The 17,341-nt window shown below is 62.4% G+C and carries 18 protein-coding genes; 11 read left to right on the plus strand and 7 right to left on the minus strand.

Going from position 1 to position 17,341, the window contains the following annotated elements; genetic code table 11:
* Nucleotides 1-2 precede the first annotated feature (2 nt).
* Entirely contained in the window at nucleotides 3-152 is a 150-nt protein-coding gene (locus tag ACGYK9_RS00320) for a hypothetical protein (RefSeq protein ID WP_007120408.1), read from the minus strand.
* Nucleotides 153-232: 80 nt separating this feature from the next.
* Between ACGYK9_RS00320 and ACGYK9_RS00325 the strand changes: the two genes are divergently transcribed.
* Nucleotides 233-829 (plus strand): shikimate kinase, encoded by a 597-nt coding sequence (locus ACGYK9_RS00325; protein WP_394407480.1) that lies wholly within the window; start codon nucleotides 233-235, stop codon nucleotides 827-829.
* On the plus strand, nucleotides 822-1,937 hold the full coding sequence (gene aroB, locus ACGYK9_RS00330; RefSeq protein ID WP_394407482.1) for a 3-dehydroquinate synthase: 1,116 nt from the start codon (nucleotides 822-824) through the stop codon (nucleotides 1,935-1,937). Before ACGYK9_RS00325 ends, aroB begins: the two co-directional genes overlap by 8 nt.
* 294 nt (nucleotides 1,938-2,231) lie before the next feature.
* Here aroB and ACGYK9_RS00335 read toward each other — a convergent pair whose 3' ends face one another.
* Entirely contained in the window at nucleotides 2,232-2,756 is a 525-nt protein-coding gene (locus tag ACGYK9_RS00335) for a single-stranded DNA-binding protein (protein WP_304951491.1), read from the minus strand.
* Between the two features lie 280 nt (nucleotides 2,757-3,036).
* Here ACGYK9_RS00335 and ACGYK9_RS00340 point away from each other — a divergent pair, with 280 nt between their 5' ends.
* Both ACGYK9_RS00340 and ACGYK9_RS00345 read left to right on the plus strand, forming a co-directional pair.
* A complete protein-coding gene (locus tag ACGYK9_RS00340; protein WP_394408923.1) occupies nucleotides 3,037-3,582 on the plus strand; it encodes a lytic transglycosylase domain-containing protein in 546 nt (181 codons plus the stop codon).
* A 180-nt stretch (nucleotides 3,583-3,762) separates the two neighbouring features.
* On the plus strand, nucleotides 3,763-4,290 hold the full coding sequence (locus ACGYK9_RS00345; RefSeq protein WP_394407484.1) for a hypothetical protein: 528 nt from the start codon (nucleotides 3,763-3,765) through the stop codon (nucleotides 4,288-4,290).
* 106 nt (nucleotides 4,291-4,396) lie between these two features.
* Here ACGYK9_RS00345 and ACGYK9_RS00350 read toward each other — a convergent pair whose 3' ends face one another.
* The 5 genes from ACGYK9_RS00350 to miaA all read right to left on the minus strand — a co-directional run bounded on the left by ACGYK9_RS00350 (nucleotide 4,397) and on the right by miaA (nucleotide 11,194).
* Nucleotides 4,397-6,487 (minus strand): dipeptide ABC transporter ATP-binding protein, encoded by a 2,091-nt coding sequence (locus ACGYK9_RS00350; RefSeq protein ID WP_394407486.1) that lies wholly within the window; start codon nucleotides 6,485-6,487, stop codon nucleotides 4,397-4,399.
* 61 nt (nucleotides 6,488-6,548) lie between these two features.
* The gene (locus tag ACGYK9_RS00355) at nucleotides 6,549-8,015 is read right to left on the minus strand and encodes an ABC transporter permease (RefSeq protein ID WP_394407488.1); all 1,467 of its coding nucleotides are present in this window, start codon (nucleotides 8,013-8,015) and stop codon (nucleotides 6,549-6,551) included.
* A gap of 12 nt (nucleotides 8,016-8,027) precedes the next feature.
* Nucleotides 8,028-9,116 carry an ABC transporter permease gene (locus ACGYK9_RS00360; RefSeq protein ID WP_394407490.1) on the minus strand — a complete coding sequence of 363 codons (1,089 nt, stop codon included), beginning with the start codon at nucleotides 9,114-9,116 and terminating at the stop codon, nucleotides 8,028-8,030.
* Between the two features lie 310 nt (nucleotides 9,117-9,426).
* Complete coding sequence (locus ACGYK9_RS00365; RefSeq protein ID WP_394407492.1) at nucleotides 9,427-10,203, minus strand: AraC family transcriptional regulator; 777 nt, start codon at nucleotides 10,201-10,203, stop codon at nucleotides 9,427-9,429.
* Between the two features lie 100 nt (nucleotides 10,204-10,303).
* Entirely contained in the window at nucleotides 10,304-11,194 is an 891-nt protein-coding gene (gene miaA, locus ACGYK9_RS00370; RefSeq protein WP_394407494.1) for a tRNA (adenosine(37)-N6)-dimethylallyltransferase MiaA, read from the minus strand.
* 130 nt (nucleotides 11,195-11,324) lie between these two features.
* Here miaA and pyrH point away from each other — a divergent pair, with 130 nt between their 5' ends.
* The 7 genes from pyrH to ACGYK9_RS00405 all read left to right on the plus strand — a co-directional run bounded on the left by pyrH (nucleotide 11,325) and on the right by ACGYK9_RS00405 (nucleotide 17,186).
* The gene (pyrH, locus tag ACGYK9_RS00375; protein WP_067261559.1) at nucleotides 11,325-12,050 is read left to right on the plus strand and encodes a UMP kinase; all 726 of its coding nucleotides are present in this window, start codon (nucleotides 11,325-11,327) and stop codon (nucleotides 12,048-12,050) included.
* Between the two features lie 174 nt (nucleotides 12,051-12,224).
* A complete protein-coding gene (frr, locus tag ACGYK9_RS00380) occupies nucleotides 12,225-12,791 on the plus strand; it encodes a ribosome recycling factor (protein WP_067261561.1) in 567 nt (188 codons plus the stop codon).
* A gap of 48 nt (nucleotides 12,792-12,839) precedes the next feature.
* Nucleotides 12,840-13,577, plus strand: a complete 738-nt coding sequence (uppS, locus tag ACGYK9_RS00385; RefSeq protein ID WP_394407496.1) for a polyprenyl diphosphate synthase — start codon at nucleotides 12,840-12,842, stop codon at nucleotides 13,575-13,577.
* An 11-nt stretch (nucleotides 13,578-13,588) separates the two neighbouring features.
* The gene (locus ACGYK9_RS00390) at nucleotides 13,589-14,380 is read left to right on the plus strand and encodes a phosphatidate cytidylyltransferase (RefSeq protein ID WP_067261564.1); all 792 of its coding nucleotides are present in this window, start codon (nucleotides 13,589-13,591) and stop codon (nucleotides 14,378-14,380) included.
* Nucleotides 14,381-14,386: 6 nt separating this feature from the next.
* Complete coding sequence (gene dxr, locus ACGYK9_RS00395) at nucleotides 14,387-15,562, plus strand: 1-deoxy-D-xylulose-5-phosphate reductoisomerase (protein WP_394407499.1); 1,176 nt, start codon at nucleotides 14,387-14,389, stop codon at nucleotides 15,560-15,562.
* 13 nt (nucleotides 15,563-15,575) lie between these two features.
* Complete coding sequence (gene rseP, locus ACGYK9_RS00400; RefSeq protein WP_394407501.1) at nucleotides 15,576-16,919, plus strand: RIP metalloprotease RseP; 1,344 nt, start codon at nucleotides 15,576-15,578, stop codon at nucleotides 16,917-16,919.
* 141 nt (nucleotides 16,920-17,060) lie between these two features.
* Nucleotides 17,061-17,186 (plus strand): hypothetical protein, encoded by a 126-nt coding sequence (locus ACGYK9_RS00405; RefSeq protein WP_269451576.1) that lies wholly within the window; start codon nucleotides 17,061-17,063, stop codon nucleotides 17,184-17,186.
* Nucleotides 17,187-17,341 lie beyond the last annotated feature (155 nt).

The raw sequence follows: 17,341 nt of genomic DNA on the forward strand, positions 1-17,341 counted from the left end.
GCTCAATCCGCTGTCAGCGTGACAGGCTGGCGCGTCTCAATCTGTTCGGGCGAAAAATCCACGCCAAAGAAAGGCCCGACATAGGCATAGCCCACGAGACCGATGAAGCCGACAATCAATAGAAATATCAAAAGCTTGAAAAGTTTACCCATGATTTATGCCTGCCCGGAATTCTGCTATTTTGCCAAACTATATATGGCCTTTTCGGCAAGATCACGTCATTCAGAGAAAAATGAGCGGAATTAAGCACAGCATGACCGATGGCGAAGAAACGCCGCCCCGCTACCGTCTGAACAAGACGGTGGCGCTGGTTGGCATGATGGGCGCGGGCAAGACGGCGGTGGGGCGTGCGGTCTCGGCCAAACTGGGCGCGCCTTTCCTGGACAGCGATGCGGAGATCGAAGCAGCGGCCAATCTCAGCGTGCCCGAGATTTTTACCCGCGACGGGGAGCCGTTCTTTCGCAAGCGCGAGACCGAGGTGATCGCGCGGCTTTTGGCGGAGGAACGTTGCATCCTATCCACCGGCGGTGGGGCGTTTTTGGCCGAGGTGAACCGCGACAATATCGCGGCCTACGGCGTGGCGCTCTGGCTCGATGCGGATTTGGAGCTGCTGTGGAACCGGGTGCGCTATAAGGACAGCCGTCCGCTGCTGCGCACGGCTGATCCCAAGGCGACGCTGGCCGCGCTTTATCGCGACCGGGTGCCGCTTTACCGGCTGGCTGATCTTTCAGTGCGCTGCGATCCGCGCCTGTCGATTGACGCCATGGCCAACCGGGTGATCGACAAGCTGCTGACAAGGCCCGATGTTTTGGAGAGATTGGATGCGTGAGACGGTTTCCGTCGCCCTGCCGGGGCGGGAGTATGACGTGGTTATCGGGCCGGGCTTGCTGGGGGATGCAGGCGCGCTGATCGCGCCGCTGCTGCGCCGCAAGCGGGTGGCCGTCATCACCGAAAGCCGTGTAGCCGCATTGCATCTGCAATCCTTGCGGGAGGGATTGGCCGCCGAGGGCATCGCGATGTCTGCACTGGAACTCGCCCCCGGCGAGGGGACCAAGGACTGGGCCAGTCTTCAGCGCTGCGTGGACTGGCTGCTTGATGAGCAGGTGGAGCGCGGCGATATCGTCGTGGCCTTTGGCGGCGGGGTGATCGGTGATCTGGTGGGTTTCGCCGCCGCCGTGCTGCGGCGCGGGGTGCGTTTCGTGCAGATCCCCACCTCTCTTTTGGCGCAGGTCGACAGTTCGGTGGGCGGCAAGACCGGGATCAACGCGGGCCAAGGCAAGAACCTGATCGGGGCCTTCCATCAGCCCAGCCTCGTGCTGGCGGATACCGAGGTGTTGGGCACCATGCCCAACCGGGATTTCCTTGCCGGCTATGGCGAAGTAGTAAAATACGGGCTACTCGGCGATGCCGCGTTCTTTGATTGGCTGGAGGCGCAGGGCCCAGCCCTCGCGGCGGGCGATATGGCCGCCCGGATCGAAGCGGTGCGGCGGTCGGTTCAGATGAAAGCCGATATTGTGGAGCGCGACGAGACAGAGCAGGGCGACCGTGCGCTTTTGAACCTTGGCCATACATTCGGCCATGCGCTTGAGGCGGCGACGGGCTATTCCGACCGGCTGCTGCATGGCGAAGGGGTGGCGATTGGCTGTGCGCTCGCCTTTGAGCTTTCCGCGCGGCTGGGGCTTTGCCCGCAGGAAGACCCAAGCCGTCTGCGCGCCCATTTGGTTCAGATGGGCATGAAGACCGACCTGCGCGACATTCCCGGTGATCTGCCTGAAGCCGAGGAACTGCTGCGGCTGATGGGGCAGGATAAAAAGGTGGTCGATGGCCGTTTGCGCTTTGTTCTGGCGCGCGGCATCGGGCAGGCCTTTGCGGGCGCTGAGGTAGAGAACGAGCAGGTGCTGGCGCTGTTGCGGGATGCATTGAGCGCAAGGCAATGACCCGCGGCGGGTGGGGCCCGGCGGTTTAACTTAATTCTCTAAGCTATTGTGGAGCCGTATAAAAAGGGCGGCGCCGCCAAATCGGATGTTTGAGACATGCGTCACCCTGCATGTCTTGACGTCTTGACATGGCGCCCGCATGGGGCGCCTCTGATCCTGTTGCCGAACGGATGATTGCCCGGCGGGTATCGCGATGGGGAAAGGTCTACTGCGGCGCGGTTAAGGGTTTCTCATAGCCGCGTTCGCAAAGGTTGGGCAGGGCGCAACAGCGCCCCGCCCCAAGTCGCATAGGGTTTAGAACGGGATCTCGTCGTCCAGATCACGGCTGCCGCCGCCGCCACCGCCGCCCGAAGAGGACGGGCCGCTGTCATAGCCGCCGCCGTAGTCGTTGCCGCCACCGCCGTAGCCGCCACCGCCGCCACCACCGTAGCCGCCGCCACCACCACCACCACCGCCGGAGCCGCCGCCGGGACCGTCGAGCATGGTCAGCGTGCCGCCGAAGCCTTGCAACACGACTTCGGTGCTATAGCGGTCTGCGCCCGATTGGTCCTGCCATTTGCGGGTCTGCAACTGGCCCTCGATATACACTTTGGAGCCCTTCTTGAGGTATTGCTCGGCCACGCGGACGAGCCCTTCTTGAAAGATCGCCACCGAATGCCATTCGGTCTTCTCGCGGCGCTCACCGGTGTTGCGGTCTTTCCATGTCTCCGAGGTGGCGATGCGCAGGTTGCACACTTTGCCGCCGTTCTGGAACGACCGCACCTCGGGGTCGCGCCCGAGGTTGCCGATAAGGATCACTTTGTTCACTGAGCCGGCCATCTTGCCCCCTCGTTTGTCATTGCTGTGTCATTGCGTCGGGCGCGAATCCGAGCGCGCCCAATTCGGCTGTTTATATCGTGCTTGTTCGCCGGATGACACCGGCTTTCCATCCCGCAGTCCATCGCCACGGCCCGCGAAATGGCCGGGATTTCGGGGGCTGGTAGAAGGGGCGCATTTAAGTATACTACGTGCAATGCAACGGCAGGGGGCAGATATGCGAAAGACGGGACTTTTGGCCGGTCTGGCCGCGGTGAGTTTGACGGCAGCCGGAATCATCGCGATGGGGGCAGTACCAGCGGCTGCCGATATGTTCGCCAGCAAGAACCGCGCGGGGCTCTTTGCCTCGCAGAAAAGCATCCTCGATAATCGGGCATCCAAACAATATTCCGCCTCCGTGCGGCTGCAACCGCCAAAGGTCGTCACCCCGACGAAATGGGACGTGCCGAAATACAACGGGTCTTACAAAGGGGCCTTTCTAACGCATGCCCGCGCAGCGGCCACGCGCCATGGCATCCCGGTCGATCTGTTTTTGCGGCTGGTGCAGCAGGAAAGCGGGTGGAACCCCAAGGCGTTGTCGCACAAGGGGGCGATGGGGCTGGCGCAGTTGATGCCGCAGACCGCGCGGGCGCTGCGTGTCGATCCCGCCGATCCGGTGCAAAACCTCGAAGGCGGGGCGCGTTACCTCAAGATGCAGTACCGCGCTTTCGGCAGTTGGGAGCTGGCGCTGGCCGCCTATAACGCGGGGCCGGGGGCGGTGAAGAAATACGGGGGCATCCCGCCCTACAAGGAAACCCGCAATTACGTTAAAGTGATCACGGGCAGTTAAGTCACTGATATTTATGGGGTGAGCGCTGCGCTTGGGCGTTTGTCCGCCTATTTTCACCCCCCCAAGCCCGTCTGGCATCGGCCCCCTTGGGAACCGCCGGGGCAATCGTGGTGTTCTCTGATCAGAAACTTTGCAGCGGGGCATTCTCGCCGCAGAGAGGAAAGATCAAAGGAGAACGACATGCTGACGAATATGAAAAACATCGCCCTTGCCGCTGGTGTAAGCGTTATCGCGCTGAGCGGCTCTGCCTTCGCCGATGACAAGATCATGGTCTCGAAAATCGACGTCGAATCCTCTGTCTCCGCCGCGGCAGACAGCAATGCCATGGATTTCTATCCTGATCTGGAAGAAGACCTGCGCGCCGAAGTGGCAGAGCGCGTGCCGATGAGCAGCGATGGCTCCGATCCGCAGATCAAGATCGACATCCGCAAAATCTCTCTGAACGGCGCGACCATGCTGCCCGACAGTAAGGAATTCAACGAGTTGGAAGGCGTTGTTGATATTACAAGCCCCACCGGTGACAACGCGGGCCTGAGCTTCCCGGTGATGATCTCTGCCTACAGCGGCGATGAGATCGCGCCCGAAGGCTATGTCAACGTGCAGCCGTCCGAGACTGAGTTCTATGTAGCGCTCGTCTCTACCTTCGCTGACGTTGTCGCCGAAGGTCTGGCCAATGTGAACACTGCCGGTTCGCCCGTTGATCCCTAAATCCGGGTTTGATTTGGCCGTGCAAGCCGGATCGTCATAACCTCAGGTCGTTCCCCCTTAGATAGCCTGAGGCATGAGGCGTGGTTCTTCGGAACCACGCCTTTTCTCATTCCGCCGCCGTGCCTGTCTCGATCACCGGCTCCATCTCGGCGAATTGCTGGGCGGAGAGGTGGCATTTGATCTGAAGGCCGTCGGCCATGGTCACCATCGGCGGCACCTCGCGTTCGCACAGATCGCCGGGCACCTGCGACTTCCACCGGCAGCGCGTCTGGAAAGGGCAGCCCGGGGGCGGGTTCATTGCTGAAGGCACGTCGCCTTCCAGCACGATGTGTTTCTTTTTCACCTTGGTATCGGCAATCGGCACCGCGCTCAGCAGCGCTTCGGTATAGGGGTGATAGGGCGGGGCAAAGACCTGACCGGTGTCGCCCAGTTCAACCACATGGCCCAGATACATCACCATCACCCGGTCCGAGAGATAGCGCACGATCGAAAGGTCGTGGGAGATGAACAAAAGCGTCGTCTTCTGCTCGCGCTGGATCTCCATCAGCAGGTCGGTGACCGCGGCCTGTACGCTCACGTCGAGTGCCGAGACCGGCTCGTCCGCCACCACGATCCGCGCATCCCCGGCAAAGGCGCGGGCGATGCCGACGCGTTGTTTTTGCCCGCCCGAGAGTTGGCGCGGCATCCGGCCTGCGAATTCGCGGGGCAGTTTCACCAGATCGAGCAGTTCGAGCATGCGCTGGCGGCGCTCTTTCTCATTCTTGCCGATGCGGAAAATCTCCAAGGCGCGGATGATCTGCCGCCCCACGGTCATCGAGGGGTTGAGCGTGTCGAAGGGGTTTTGAAACACCATCTGCACATCGGCCACGTTCTTGGTCGTGCGGTCATCAATCGGCACGCCGCCGATGTCCCGCCCGTCGAGGTAGATATGCCCCTCGGTCGCCGTCTCTAGCCCCATCAGCACCTTGGCGAATGTGGACTTGCCACAGCCCGACTCGCCCACGATGGCGAGGGTTTCGCTTTCATGGGCCTCGAAGCTTAGGGATTCATTGGCTTTGACCACTTTGGTATTGCCGCCGCCGAACATGGCATTGGCCGCGACTTGGTAGTATTTCTTGAGCTTGTCCATCTTGAGGACGACCTCGCCGACATCGCTCTTTTCCTTGACCTCGGCCAGATCCAAGGGCGCTTGCCAGTCGATTTCCTGAAACCTGATGCAGCGGGTCTCATGCCGGTCGTTGCCGGGCACGCTCTCCATCGGGATCGGCGCGGCGTCGCAGCGGCCACGGACGAAATAGTCGCAGCGCGGGCCGAAGTTGCAGCCCGGCGGGCGCTCGTGGGGCAGGGGGAAATTGCCCGGAATGGCCTTCAGGGGCCGCGCGTTCTTGTCGGCCCCCGGCAGCGGGATCGAACGGAACAGCGCCTGCGTATAGGGGTGCTGCATCTCGTCAAAGACATCCTCGATCGAGCCTTTCTCGACCGCTTCGCCCGAATACATCACGCAGATCCGGTCGCAGGTTTCCAGCACCAGCCCGAGGTTGTGCGAGATGAACAGCATCGAGGTGCCGTATTTCTTGCCCAAATCCTTCACCAGTTCGACGACCGCGGCCTCAACGGTAACATCGAGGGCGGTCGTCGGTTCATCGAGGATCAGCAGCGAGGGTTCGGACATCAGCGCCATGGCAATGACGATACGTTGCTGTTGCCCGCCCGAAAGCTGGTGCGGATAGGCCTTCAGGATGCGCTCGGGGTCGGGCAGTTTCACGTCCGTGACCACTTGCAGGGCCCGTGCATAGGCTTCCTTCTCGGACATGCCGGCGTGGATCATCGGCACTTCCATCAGCTGCTTGCCGATCCGCATGGCGGGGTTCAGGCTCGCCATCGGCTCTTGGTAGATCATCGCGATTTCGCTGCCGCGAATGTCGCGCAGCTCTTCGGGGCTCATCTCGCTCAGGTCGCGGCCTTTGAACTTGATGGAGCCGCCGACGATCCGGCCATTGCGACCCAGATCCTGCATCACGCCCAGCGCCACGGTGGATTTGCCGCAGCCGCTCTCGCCCACCAGCCCCACGGCCTCTCCCGGTTGGACGTTGACAGAGAAATCCATCACGGCGGGAATCTCTCGCAAACGGGTGAAGAAGGAGATCGACAGGTTGTTGATCTCAAGAATGGGACCGTCGTAATCAGTCTTTGGCATTTGGCTCTCCCAGTCGGGGGATCAAAAGGGGCCGGGAGGCTGGCCCCCCGGAGGATGTTTTTTAGTCGCGCAGGGATTCTTCGCGCAGGCCATCGGCCAAGAGGTTCAGACCCAGCACGAGGCTTAGCAGCGCCAGCGCAGGCGCGATAGCGGCATGCGGGTAGAGCGACAGCAGGCGGCGGCCCGCGTTGATCGTGCTGCCCCAATCGGGGCTCTCGCTCTCTAGCCCGAGGCCGAAGAAGCCCAGCGTGCCCAAAAGGATCGTGGTATAACCGATGCGCAGGCAGAAATCGACGATCAGCGGCCCGCGCGCATTGGGCAGGATTTCCCACAGCATGATATACCACGGGCCTTCGCCACGGGTCTGGGCGGCGGCGACGTAGTCGCGGGTTTTGATGTCGAGTGCCAAGCCGCGCACGATGCGGAACACCGTGGGCGAGTTCACGAAGACCACCGAGACAAAGACCACCAGCACGCCGGGGTCGATGTCGAAAAGGTCGATCATGCCGGGCAGGCCCGGAATGCGGTAGCTGTCTGTCGCCACGATCGCCCCGTCGGTGGAGACCAGCGACAGGTAGAGCCAGCCGACCACCCCCAGCACCACGATCAGAAGCGGCGTGCGGAACGAAGGTTGCGTGTAGTAGCGCGCGTTCAACAGCACGGCGAGGAAGATCAGCGGGAAGATAAATAGGAAGACCGCCATGTAGTTCGGGATGCCGGTGAGCACGATCTCGGGCGTGACCAGAAGGTAGAACAGCAGGATTACTGGGAAGGCGAGGATCAGGTTCGCCAGAAAGCTCAGCACCGTATCCAACCGCCCGCCATAGTAGCCCGCAGGCAGGCCCAGCGTGATCCCCACCATAAAGGCAAAGAGCGTCGCCATCGGCGCGATCTGCACCACGACCCAAGACCCTTTGATCAGCCGGGAAAAGACATCGCGGGCAAGGTTGTCACCGCCCAAAAGGAACCAAGGGTATTCGCCTTCATCCGGGCTGCGCAGGGGCGTGCCGGGCAGTTTGTTCTTCATCCCCGAGGTCTGGCTGAGGCTGTCATGCGTCACCAACAGATCGAACAGCCCGCCGAAGATGCCGGTGTAGACCCAGAACATGACGATAGCGAAACCGATCATGCCGACGGTGCTGTCAAACAGCTTGCCGTAAAGGCCGAGCCGCCGCTTGAAGTGGATAGAGAGCGCGAAGGTCAGGATCAGCGCGATCCACACGGGCAGCATCTGCTGCGACATGCCGCCGATGATGCCCGCCTGCGGCCCCATGAAGGCGCCTGCGATGATATAGATCAGCAGGACGAGGATCAGCAGCGCAAAGAGCAGGATCACCGCCCGGTTCACCCCGCCCGCCAGCCCGCCTTGCCGGGCGACGGTGCCATCCGGGTTGATCTGGCGTGCCTCACTGGCGGGAAAGAAGGAAACGACGATCTGCACCGCTACGGCCAAGGCCAGAAGCACCGTAAGCCCGAGGAAGATGATGTTGAGCCCCGCAAGCGACCCGGTCCATGTCAAAGGTTCCATGTCCAAGCTCCGTTAAGAAATGCGAATGCGCGGGTTGAGGAAAACATAGCCGATGTCCGAGATCAGCTGCGTCACGAGGACGACGATCACCGACACGACCGAGACCGCCAGCAGCAGTTCGATGTCGTTATTGGCCGCCGCCTGCACCAGAAGCCAGCCGAAGCCCTTGTAGTTAAACAGGGTCTCGACGATCACCACGCCGTTCAAGAGCCACGGGATTTGCAGCATGATGACGGTGAAGGGCGCAATGAGCGCGTTGCGCAGCGCGTGTTTCAGCACGATCTCTGAGAATTTCACGCCCTTAAGCCGCGCGGTGCGGATATATTGCGCGGTCATCACCTCGGTCATAGAGGCCCGCGTCATCCGCGCGATATAGCCCATGCCGTAGAGCGAGATGGTCAGCACCGGCAGAAAGAAGTTCCAGAAGTTCGCATCTTTCATGGCCGAGGTGGCCGAGCCCAGAAACAGTGTCTTGCTGTCGATCCAGCCCCATTCGGCCAGCAGCGGCGATAGGCCAAAGCGCGAGGACGCCAGCACCGCGATGAAGATCACGCCCGAGACATATTCAGGCGTCGCCGTGGTGGCGATGGAGAAGGTGGAGAGCGAGCGGTCGAGCTTGGAGCCTTCGCGCATCCCCGCCAGCACGCCGACGATCAGCGCCGAGGGGACCATCAGCACCAGCACCCAGAGCATCAGCTTGCCAGTGAGCGCCAGACGGGTCAGCACCGTTTCGCCCACGGGTTCTTTGAAGACGGTCGAGAACCCCCAATCGCCTTGCAGGATGCCGCAGCGGGTGGGGCGGTCCTCCTCCGGGGTGCCGGGGGCGAAACAGCGGCCAAAGGTTTCCTCGGGCGTCTCGCCTTCGGTGACCCAGCCGGGCAGCACGCCCAGCCATTCGCCGAACTTGTCGACCGTGGGCTGTAGGTAGCCGCGGTCATCGAGGTAGCTGGCCACGGCTTCGTCCGACATGCGAAAGTTGCCTTGGGTCTTGGCGAGTTTTTCGAGGTTCGGATAGAGATTGGTCAGCCAGAACACGATGAACGTCAGGCAAAGCGCCGTCAGCAACATCACACCCAGCCGGCGCAAAATGAATAGTCCCATGTGGTCCCCTGTAGCAGGGTCGGGCGGTGACTTGGCCCGACGATGCGGCCTTTTGGCCTTTTTAATTGGTGCGGCGCCTTGGGGGCGCCGGTTCTGTTCGCGGCAGGTTTTCTCTGCCTTGTTGCGCTGGGGTGCCGAAGACCTTTTGGCGGTCTTTCTGGCAGCCTGCGCGTGTCCATTGCCCCGCCCCTGTGCGGAGCGGTTCAGCCATGAGGCACGGAAATCACTCGCGCGTCAACATTCGGCTGAGGAGTTTGGAGGAGTTTTTGCGACATGCTGAGGGTCTGAAAGCGACATTTCGGCCCGGCTCTCAGCGCAGTTTGCTGGGGGGCAGGCCGCTGTGCTGTTGCATGAAACGGGTGAAATAGGCGGCAGAGCCGAAGCCCAAGGTGGCGGCGATCTCGGCAGCGGTGTGATCGGTCTCGGCCAACAGGCGACGGGCGGCATGGCAACTGCGCTCGGTCAGAAGGTCAGCGGCGGATTTGCCGGTGGCCGCTTTCACGGCGCGGGTCAGATGGGTTGGGGTCACGCCAAGAGCTGCGGCGTGTTCGGCCATGCTGGTGCCCTTGGGGGCGTCTTGAGTGACCAAGGCGCAGAACCGCGCGCTCAGCCTGTCGCCTGCCTTGGGCCGGGGGGCGGTATGCGTCTCTGCCATGATCTGGCGGCGCAGCCAGACCGACATCAGCGCCACCTGCGCTTTGAGCGCATCTTGGTGCAGGGGGCGGGCCTGTTGGACCTCCCGTTGGGTCTGTTCGATGAGGGTTGCGATCTCCGATTGTGCCGCCCCGTCGCGGATGCGCAATTGGCGCGGGGTCTCGGGCAGGCTTTCGTCACTGTCTTTGGGGATCAGCACCGCATGGCCCAGACATTGATAGCCCAGCTCCAGCGCGAAGAGCGACCGCGCCGGTATCCAAAGCGCGTTATGCGGGCTGATGCCGCGGCGTTGGCCGTCGAGCAGCAGCCGCCCTTGGCCCCGGGTGATCCAGATCAAAAGATGGTGGTCGCGGTCGTGCGCGAGGGTCAGCCGCCAGTCTTGCCCCGCCGAAACCTGGGCCAAGGTCTGGGTCTGAATCTCTGTCTCGGGCACGCGGCGCTTTCGTTGAGAAATGGAAACCTTACAAGGGCAATCTTCAACGTCAGGCTAGCGGAGGGTTGGGATAACGCAAGAAATTCCGCCCGCTCGGCGGCTATTCCGGCGTGACCCGCTGCCAATCTGCCATCTTACTGCGCATCCAAGTGCGCTGCCGTTTGGCGAAACGGCGGGTGGCGACCACGGCAGCCTCGCGGGCGCGGTGCAGCGGCCAGTCGCCGTCGAGGTGGCGGATCAGTTCCGGCACGCCGATGGCGCGATGGGCGGGCAGGGATGGGTCATAGCGCGGGCGAAGGGCGGCGACCTCTTCCAAGGCGCCTTGCTCGAGCATCAGGTCAAAGCGCTGTGCGATGCGGGCGTTCAGCCAATCCCGCTCGACATCGAAGACGATCGGCAGACAGTCCGCCAGCGGCAAAAGCGGTGCGCCGGTGTCGCGCTGCCAGTCCGACAGGCCGCGCCCGGTGGCCTGCCACACTTCCCAAGCGCGCTGCACCCGCGCGCGGTTGCGTTGGTCGAGGCCTGCGGCGGTCTCGGCATCCAGCCCGGCCAACAGGTCTTCGAGCGCCATCTCGTCGCCTTGGGCGCGCACCTCTACCGGGGTGGCCGGAATCTCGGCCAGCCCCTGCGTCAGGGCAGAGAAGTAAAGCCCGGTGCCCCCGGTGATGATCACCCGCTGATCGCCGCCCAACAGCGGGGCCACCTCGCGCAGCCAATGGCCGGTGGAATAGGGCGCATCTTCGGCCAGATGACCATAAAGCAGATGCGGCGCGCGGGCCTCTTCCTCGGGCGAGGGGCGGGCGCTGATGATGCGCAGGGGGGCGTAGACCTGACTGGCATCGGCATTGACGATCACACCGCCCTGCGCCTCGGCAATGGCGAGGGCAAGGGCGGATTTGCCACTGGCAGTCGGCCCGGCGATCAACACCGGCCGTTCGGGCGGTAAGTCTTGCAACAGGGCGTCCATCTGGGCATTGGGAATATCCGGCATTTCTTTGCGTCTTCCTTACGTCCCGCATTGAACCTTGGGCGTATTTGCGACATTTTGGCGCGAAATGAAAACCCTTCACCGCCGCAAGGCTTAAATCTCCCCCGGTTGGTGAAATAGTAAGGTGTGCCCGATGTCCCAAGACACCCCCCAAGTCTCCTTTAACCGCGTGATGCTAAAGATTTCCGGGGAGGCGCTGATGGGTGACCTCGGCTATGGTCTGCATCCGCCAACCGTCGAACGCATCGCCCGTGAGGTGCAATCGGTGCACAGCCTCGGCGTCGAGATCTGCATGGTGATCGGCGGCGGCAACATCTTCCGCGGGCTGCAAGGCTCGGCGCAGGGGATGGAGCGGACCACGGCGGATTACATGGGGATGCTCGCCACCGTGATGAACGCGCTGGCGATGCAATCGGCACTCGAAGGCTTGGGCATCCACACCCGCGTGATCAGCGCGATCACCATGAACGAAGTGGCCGAGCCCTATATCCGCCGCCGCGCCGTGCGCCACCTTGAGAAGAAGCGGGTCTGCATCTTTGCCGCGGGCACCGGCAACCCCTATTTCACCACCGACACCGCCGCGACCCTGCGCGCCAATGAGATGTCCTGCGAGGCGATCTTCAAGGGCACCAAGGTCGACGGTGTTTATGACAAAGACCCGGCCAAGTTCGACGATGCGAAACGCTATGATCTGGTGAGCTATGACGACGTGCTGCAAAAGCGGCTCGGCGTGATGGACGCCTCTGCCATCGCGCTGGCGCGGGACAACAACCTGCCGATTATCGTCTTCTCGCTGGATGAGCCGGGCGGCTTCCAAGGTATCTTGGCGGGGCAGGGCACCTATACCCGCGTCGGGTAATTCCGACCCGCATTCCAAGGCATCGCCCCACGGCGGGGCGATTGACCTGATGCCGCCCGCGTCTCTCACAACAGGGGCGCGGGGCGCGTATGGTGGCGCAACAATGGGCAGTTGTGAAAGCGCCGCGCCACCGTTAGAAAGCCGTAACGCAAGGAAACAACAAGCAGGCTCGCCATGTCAGACGAATTTATGCTCGATACCGATGATCTTGAACGGCGGATGAACGGCGCGATTGCGTCGCTTCGGACCGAGTTCGCATCGCTGCGCACGGGGCGTGGCTCGGCCTCCATGCTGGAGCCGGTGATGGTCGAGGCTTACGGCCAGATGACCCCGGTGAACCAAGTCGGCACCGTCAATGTGCCTGAGCCGCGCATGGTCACGATCAACGTCTGGGACAAGGGTCTCGTCGGCAAGGTTGAGAAGGCCATTCGCGAAAGCGGACTGGGCATCAATCCGCAGCTTAATGGTACCATCATCATGCTGCCGATCCCCGAGCTGAACGAAGAGCGCCGCACCCAGTTGACCAAGGTTGCCGGGCAGTATGCAGAACACGCGCGCGTTTCGATCCGCAACATCCGCCGCGACGGGATGGACCAGATCAAGAAGGCCAAGAACGACGGCGCCATGTCCGAGGACGACCAGAAAATCTGGGAAGGCGAAGTGCAGGATCTGACCAACCGTTTCATCACGCTCATTGATGAACAGCTTGAGACGAAACAGGCCGAAATCATGCAAGTCTGACCCCGCCAAGACGCAGGGAGACAGAACTTGAAAGAAAAAGGTCGAGACATGAGCACCGCCGAAATTCAGCCCCAAACGATACCCGGCGGGCCACGCCATGTGGCGATCATCATGGATGGCAATGGCCGTTGGGCCACCCAACGCGGGCGGCCCCGGCTTTTTGGGCATCACGCCGGGGCCAAACGCGTGCGCGAGATCGTCGAATGCTGCCCCGATGTGGGGGTCGAATATCTGACGATCTTTGCTTTCTCGACCGAGAATTGGAAGCGTACGCAGGTCGAAGTGGCGGGGCTTATGTCTCTGTTTCGGCGCTATATTTCCAAGGAAATGCGCAGCCTTAGCGACTATGGCGCGCGGGTGCGGTTCATTGGGGATCGTGACCGGCTGGATGACAAGCTGATCAAGCTCATGGGAGAGCTTGAGGCCCATACCGCCCATAACACCCGCATCAATCTGACCATCGCGCTCAATTATGGCGGCCGCGATGAGGTGGCCCGCGCCACGCATCGCTTGGCGCAAGATGTCGCCAGCGGCAAGCTCGACCCTGACTCGGTGGACGAAGAGACCCTGCCGCGCTACCTCGATACCCATGTGTTGCCCGACCCCGATTTGGTGATCCGCACCAGCGGCGAGGCGCGGATTTCGAACTTTCTGCTGTGGCAATCGGCCTATGCGGAATATGAGTTCATCGACACGCTGTGGCCGGATTTCACCCGCGAGGAATTCGCCCGGCTCTGCGTCGCCTATGGCGGGCGTGACAGGCGGTTCGGTGCGGTCAAGACCTGAGGAAAGCTGCGATGAAATCACCTGAACAATGGTCCGACCTACGCGCCCGTATGCTATCGGCCAGTGCGATGATCCTGATCGGTCTGTTGGGCATCTGGTTGGGCGGCACCGTCTTTCATCTGCTGGTGGCGCTGATCTGCGGCATGATGGTTTGGGAATTGGTCGGCATGCTGCGCGGGCAGGGGCAAGCGGCGGCTTGGCAATTGGGGCTGGTGACCGCGGCGGCGGTGCTGGCCTCGGTCTATCTGCCGGTGGGCTTTGGCCTGCCGCTTTTGCTGGCTCCGGCGCTGGCGGGCTTTGCACTATTGAGCGCCAATCGCACGCTTTACATGAGTTTTACCGCGCTGATCCTGCTGGCGGGCTTTGGCCTGATCCAGCTGCGCGATGACATGGGTTTTGGCTGGTTGATGTGGCTGGTGCTGGTGGTCGTGGTGACCGATGTGGTGGGCTATTTCGCAGGCCGCGCCATCGGCGGGCCCAAATTCTGGCCCAAGGTCAGCCCCAAGAAAACATGGTCTGGCACCGCCTCGGGCTGGGTCGGGGCGGCTGTTGTCGGGCTGATTTTCTCGTTCAACACGGGCTTTGGCCTGCAACTCGTCGGCATCTCGGTGGCCCTGTCGATGGCCTCTCAGATGGGCGATATGGCGGAGTCGGGCATGAAGCGAAAGATGGGCGTCAAAGACAGCTCGGCGCTGATCCCCGGCCATGGCGGTCTGTTGGACCGTTTTGACGGGATGCTGGGCGCCGCCGTCTTCTTGCTGATCGTCGGGCCGCTGATCGGTTTCCCGCCGGGTGTGAACTGACCCGCTATGCCGCGCAAGATTTCGATACTGGGGGCGACCGGGTCCATCGGTCAGAACACGATTGACCTGATCCGCCGCGCGCCCGACGCCTATGAGGTCGTGGCCCTGACCGGCGCGGGCAATATCGCGCAATTGGCTAAGGACGCCATTGCGCTGAAGGCCGATGTGGCCGTCACCGCGCGTGAAGACCTGCTGGATGATCTGCGCGATGCGCTCAGTGGCAGCGCTGTCGAAGCCGCAGCAGGGGCCGAGGCGATCACCGAGGCCGCATCGCGCCCGGCGGATTGGACCATGTCGGCGATCATCGGTGCGGCGGGGCTGGCACCGGGGCTGGCGGCGCTGCGCCAAGGTGGCACGCTGGCCCTGGCCAATAAGGAATCGCTGGTCTGCGCCGGGGCGCTGATGATGGGCGAGGCCGCGCGCCACGGCGCGACGATCCTGCCGGTCGATAGCGAACATTCCGCCGTGTTTCAGGCGCTGGTCGGCGAAGACATGGCCGCGGTTGAGCGTGTCATCATCACTGCCAGCGGCGGCGCGTTTCGCGATTGGCCGCTGGAAGACCTCGCCAACGCGACGCTTGATCAAGCCTCAAGCCATCCCAACTGGGACATGGGGCAGCGCATCACCATAGACTCGGCGTCGATGTTCAACAAGGCAATGGAAGTCATTGAAACGCGGGAGTTTTTCGGCGTCTCCCCCGAGGCGATCGAAGTGCTGGTGCATCCGCAGTCGATGATCCATGCGCTGGTAGGCTTTTGCGACGGCGGGCTGATGGCCCATGTCGGCCCCGCGGATATGCGCCATGCCATCGGCTATGCGCTGCACCACCCCGCGCGCGGGCATGTTCCGGTTGAGCGGCTGGATCTGACCAAGATCGGGCGTTTCGATTTTACCGCCCCCGATGATGCCCGCTGGCCCGCACTGCGCCTCGCGCGGGACGTTATGGCGGCGGGCGGTCTGACGGGCGCGGTTTTCAACGCGGCCAAAGAAGTGGCGCTTGATGGGTTCATCGACGGGCGGTTGCGCTTCACGCAGATGGCCGAGATCGTCGAAGAGGTGTTGGAGCGCCGCGCCGAAGAGGCCGCGCAGGGCCGCGACGACATGACACTTGAACTGGTGGCGCAGGCGGACCATCTCGCACGCAAGGCGGCAGAGGCCGCAATTCAGAAAAGGGCAGGGTAGCACGTTGGACATCATGGGGTTTTTGCCGGAGTTCGGCGGGCTGATCTGGACGATACTGGCCTTTGTCGTGGCGCTGTCGGTGATCGTGGCGATCCACGAATACGGGCATTACATTGTTGGCCGTTGGACCGGGATCAAGGCGGATGTCTTCAGTCTCGGCTTCGGCCCGGTGCTGTTCTCGCGCGTCGACAAACGCGGCACGCGCTGGCAGTTCGCGCTGCTGCCCTTTGGCGGCTATGTGAAATTCGCAGGCGATTCCAATGCGGCATCCGGCAAGGATGAGACCGCGATGGAAGCGCTCGCCGACAACCCCGAGGCGCTGCGTCACACGATGCACGGCGCGCCGCTCTATGCCCGTGCGCTGACCGTGGCGGCGGGGCCGGTGTTCAACTTTGCCCTGTCGATCATCATTTTCTTCGCTGTGGCGATGACAGCGGGCACCGCCCGTGATCCGCTGACCGTGGGCGAGCTGCGCGCGCTGCCGAGTGATGCCTATGAGTTGGCTCCGGGCGATGTTCTGCGCGCGGTCGAAGGCACCCCGGTGCCCTCGCTCTCTGCCGGGGAAGGCTATGGCGATTTCCTGACCAACCTGCCGCAGGAAGCGGTTCTGAGCTATGACATCACCCGCGATGGCGAAGAACTGACCGTGCCCGGCCCCTATCTGATGCCGCCGCTGGTCAGCAATGTCGCCCCACAATCGGCGGCGCAAGAGGCTGGTCTGCGCAGCGGCGATGTGATCACCGCGGTGAATGGGCAAGAGATCGTGGCCTTTGGGGAATTGAAAGAGGTGGTCGAAGCCTCCGAAGGGGCCCCGCAGGAGTTGACCGTCTGGCGCGATGGCGAGACCCTGCCTTTCACTCTTGTCCCCAAAGCCACGGATGAGCCGCAGCCCGATGGCAGTTTCAAACAGAACCTGCGCATTGGCATCGTTGGCGGCATGGCCTTCGTGCCTGCGACCGATACCCCCGGCGTGGGCGAGGCGCTTGGCACCGGTTTGGACAACACCTGGCGCATCATCACCGGGTCGATCTCGGGCCTGCGTGAGATGATCGTGGGCAATATCAGCACCTGCAACCTCAGCGGCCCGGTGGGCATCGCCCAGACCTCGGGCGCGATGGCAAGCCAAGGGGCGCAGTCCTTCATCTATTTCATCGCGGTGCTGAGCACGGCGGTCGGCCTGCTGAACCTCTTCCCGATCCCGGCTTTGGACGGCGGGCATCTGGTGTTCTACGCCTATGAGGCGGTGACCGGCAAACCGCCCAGCGACGGCGCGCTGCGCTTTTTGATGAGCATCGGCATCGCCTTGGTGCTGACCTTGATGCTCTTCGCGCTCGGCAATGATCTGTTCTGTCCGTAAGGGCTCCGCACCGCTGAAATCGAAAGAGACGCTGCGCCCTGCCGTCACTGGCAGGGCGCAATGCCTTGAAATGGCCATAATTGAACAAAATCGTGCCGCAATTTCCGGCTAGGGATCGCTTTCACCTAGAAGGAACCGAAAATGCACGTCTTGCAAGGAACATACCGCGGCCTGAGCCTGCTTTTGGACCTGAACTGGGACCGTGCGTTCTTTGGCGCGGCCATCGCGGCGGCGCTCTCCGCAGGGGCCTTTGTCGCCTCTCTCTGACCGCTGCGAGCTCCCGGATCGGGCGGTTTCACACGATCTTGTCCCATCATGTCATTCCGGCCCAACTTGCCGCATGATATGGTATATTTTTCCCGCCGTTGTTTTTGACAAACCCCGTTAACCTGCGTAGTCAGGTTGACAACAATGTCGTAAAA

This window comes from Sulfitobacter sp. 1A15258 (assembly GCF_043557045.1).
In the GTDB taxonomy this organism is placed as follows: domain Bacteria; phylum Pseudomonadota; class Alphaproteobacteria; order Rhodobacterales; family Rhodobacteraceae; genus Sulfitobacter; species Sulfitobacter faviae.

Excerpts from the sequence above, each read along its gene's own strand:
- ACGYK9_RS00350 (WP_394407486.1), bottom strand. The coding sequence starts at position 6,487 with ATGCCAAAGACTGATTACGACGGTCCCATTCTTGAGATCAACAACCTG.
- ACGYK9_RS00405 (WP_269451576.1), top strand. The coding sequence starts at position 17,061 with ATGCACGTCTTGCAAGGAACATACCGCGGCCTGAGCCTGCTTTTGGAC.
- ACGYK9_RS00335 (WP_304951491.1), bottom strand. The coding sequence starts at position 2,756 with ATGGCCGGCTCAGTGAACAAAGTGATCCTTATCGGCAACCTCGGGCGC.
- ACGYK9_RS00345 (WP_394407484.1), top strand. The coding sequence starts at position 3,763 with ATGCTGACGAATATGAAAAACATCGCCCTTGCCGCTGGTGTAAGCGTT.
- ACGYK9_RS00325 (WP_394407480.1), top strand. The coding sequence starts at position 233 with ATGAGCGGAATTAAGCACAGCATGACCGATGGCGAAGAAACGCCGCCC.
- aroB (WP_394407482.1), top strand. The coding sequence starts at position 822 with ATGCGTGAGACGGTTTCCGTCGCCCTGCCGGGGCGGGAGTATGACGTG.
- rseP (WP_394407501.1), top strand. The coding sequence starts at position 15,576 with ATGGGGTTTTTGCCGGAGTTCGGCGGGCTGATCTGGACGATACTGGCC.
- ACGYK9_RS00355 (WP_394407488.1), bottom strand. The coding sequence starts at position 8,015 with ATGGAACCTTTGACATGGACCGGGTCGCTTGCGGGGCTCAACATCATC.
- pyrH (WP_067261559.1), top strand. The coding sequence starts at position 11,325 with ATGTCCCAAGACACCCCCCAAGTCTCCTTTAACCGCGTGATGCTAAAG.
- dxr (WP_394407499.1), top strand. The coding sequence starts at position 14,387 with ATGCCGCGCAAGATTTCGATACTGGGGGCGACCGGGTCCATCGGTCAG.
- frr (WP_067261561.1), top strand. The coding sequence starts at position 12,225 with ATGTCAGACGAATTTATGCTCGATACCGATGATCTTGAACGGCGGATG.
- ACGYK9_RS00360 (WP_394407490.1), bottom strand. The coding sequence starts at position 9,116 with ATGGGACTATTCATTTTGCGCCGGCTGGGTGTGATGTTGCTGACGGCG.
- ACGYK9_RS00320 (WP_007120408.1), bottom strand. The coding sequence starts at position 152 with ATGGGTAAACTTTTCAAGCTTTTGATATTTCTATTGATTGTCGGCTTC.
- miaA (WP_394407494.1), bottom strand. The coding sequence starts at position 11,194 with ATGCCGGATATTCCCAATGCCCAGATGGACGCCCTGTTGCAAGACTTA.
- ACGYK9_RS00390 (WP_067261564.1), top strand. The coding sequence starts at position 13,589 with ATGAAATCACCTGAACAATGGTCCGACCTACGCGCCCGTATGCTATCG.
- ACGYK9_RS00340 (WP_394408923.1), top strand. The coding sequence starts at position 3,037 with ATGGGGGCAGTACCAGCGGCTGCCGATATGTTCGCCAGCAAGAACCGC.
- uppS (WP_394407496.1), top strand. The coding sequence starts at position 12,840 with ATGAGCACCGCCGAAATTCAGCCCCAAACGATACCCGGCGGGCCACGC.